Below are 1,991 nucleotides of genomic sequence, written 5' to 3'. Positions count from 1 at the left end.
CGAGCAGACCGGGTGCCGGTCCGCTCGATCTCCCCTCGCCCAGGTCGAACACCAGGTACCGCCGTGAGGCGGTGTCCGTGAGCCGTTTCGTGCCCGCCCCCGGGCGTGTCTGCTCCCACGGATTCCAGAGCGGCAGGCTGAGGAAGCACCCGCCGGTGGGTCTGCGATCTCGTGTTCAACGTGGCCATCAAAACGCACCTCCTTGAGCTGATGACTAGGGCTGGTCAACGCGGGGCTTGTGAAGCGCATCGCTGCGCCTCAAGCCCTCTCCTTCAGGAGGGGGTCGTTGACTCGTCCGTCCGTCATACTGCGATCCTTCCTCCTCTCCGGCAAGGATGGAATCTCGCGCCCGCGCCTGCACAGCGCGGATTCATGACCCCCGGTAGGGTCGGCATGGTGAGCGTGCCAGCCGTCCCCGCCTCGCCCGGCCCCTCCATCGAGCCCGCGCGAGACCCCTACCGGGTGTATCTCGACTCCCTGACCAGCGCCGAGTCCCGCCGCACCATGCGCGGCTGTCTCGACAGGCTCGCGGCGCTCGTCTCCGGCGACGAGGTCTCCAGCGGCGCGGGCCGGCCCTGGCACCTGCTGCGCTATGAGCACACGGTGCGCATCCGCGCCCTGATGACCGAGCGCGGCTGGTCCCCCTCGTACGTCAACAAGCACCTGGTCGCGCTGCGCAGGGTGCTGCGCGAGGCCTGGCGGCTCGGCCTGATGACCGCCGAGGAGTACCAGCGCGCCGCCGACCTGCCGACGGTCGAGCACACCCGCCTGCCGACGGGCCAGCACGTCCCGCCTGAGGTGGTGGGCGCCGCGCTGGCCGCCTGCGACCGCGACGACTCCCCCGCGGGGGTCCGCGACGCCGCCTTGCTGGCGGCGCTCTACTCCACCGGCTGCCGCCGCGCCGAGATCGCCGGGCTCGCACTGGGCGACTACGACCCCGGCTCCCGCTCGCTGCGGGTGCGCGGCAAGCGTGACAAGGAGCGGATGGTCTACCTCACCACCGAGGCCATGGCCAGGATGGAACGCTGGCTGGCCGTACGGGGCCGCTCCGCGGGGGCCCTGTTCTGCCCCGTCAGCAAGCTCGGCCGGCTGCGGACCAGGGACGGCGGGCCCGCGCCCATGACGGGACAGGCGGTCGCCGACATCCTGGCCAGACGCCTGGCCGAGGCCGGGGCCGGGGCACGCACCCCGCACGACTTCAGGCGCACCTTCATCGGCGAGCTGCTCGACGCCGGGGTGGACCTGGCCACCGCGCAGGCCCTCGTCGGCCACTCCTCCCCCGCCACCACGGCCCGCTACGACCGCCGCCCCGAACGACGCCGCCGCGAGGCCGTCGACAGGATCACCCTGCCCGCCCCCAGGCCGCTCTGACCGTCGGCGCGGAATCGCGGGCGGTGATCCCGGGTGATCCCACCGGCACCGACGGCCCCCGATCTCGCCACGATTCACCAGCCTCGCGGTAACTGTCGGTGGCGCCCCCTACTATGAGCCACCTCAAGGAGGGATAACCGCTCATGGTGAACGCACTGAGGGTTTCGCTGCTGGTCACGACCGACCTGCCACCGGATACCGACCTGACGGAGTTCGGGCGGTTACTGGTCGACTCGGTGCGCACGCTCCAGCGGGACGAGGTGACCTATCCCGCGTTCCTGCGCGGCGGGGTGTTCTGGCTGGACCGGCCTCTGCCGCCGTCCGACGACGGGATTCCCCGCGCGGCGGCCGAGGAGCTGCGGTTCGCGGCGCTGCTGGGTCATCTGTCGGCCGGTCACCCGCCGGGCTCCTCGAAGGAGACGGTCGCCGACGCCTGCCGGGCGATCACCGCCGCCGTCGCCGCCAGGTACGGTGACCTGGGCAGCCCGCCCGCCGTGATGGCGATCCGCAGCGAGGACGTGCGTGAGCGCACCCCCTCCTCGGCCGTCTCCGTCGGCCCCGCGGAGACGTTCCCCAAAACCGCGGATCCCTCCGCCCGGGACGTGTGGTCCCGGGCGGAG

The 1,991-nt window shown here is 72.5% G+C and carries 2 protein-coding genes; both read left to right on the top strand.

The window, feature by feature from the left end; genetic code table 11:
• Positions 1-372: 372 nt before the first annotated feature.
• Positions 373-1,371, top strand: coding sequence for a tyrosine-type recombinase/integrase (locus ABT130_RS47480; RefSeq protein ID WP_350966484.1), 999 nt, complete (start codon positions 373-375; stop codon positions 1,369-1,371).
• A 143-nt stretch (positions 1,372-1,514) separates the two neighbouring features.
• A partial coding sequence (locus tag ABT130_RS47475) for a hypothetical protein (RefSeq protein WP_350966483.1) occupies positions 1,515-1,991 on the top strand: 477 nt, incomplete at its 3' end.

It is taken from the genome of Streptosporangium sp. NPDC001681, from assembly GCF_040298085.1.
Classification (GTDB): domain Bacteria; phylum Actinomycetota; class Actinomycetes; order Streptosporangiales; family Streptosporangiaceae; genus Streptosporangium.
The sequence above is the reverse complement of the archived record's forward strand: the minus strand, read 5'-3'. Positions and strand labels throughout refer to the sequence as shown.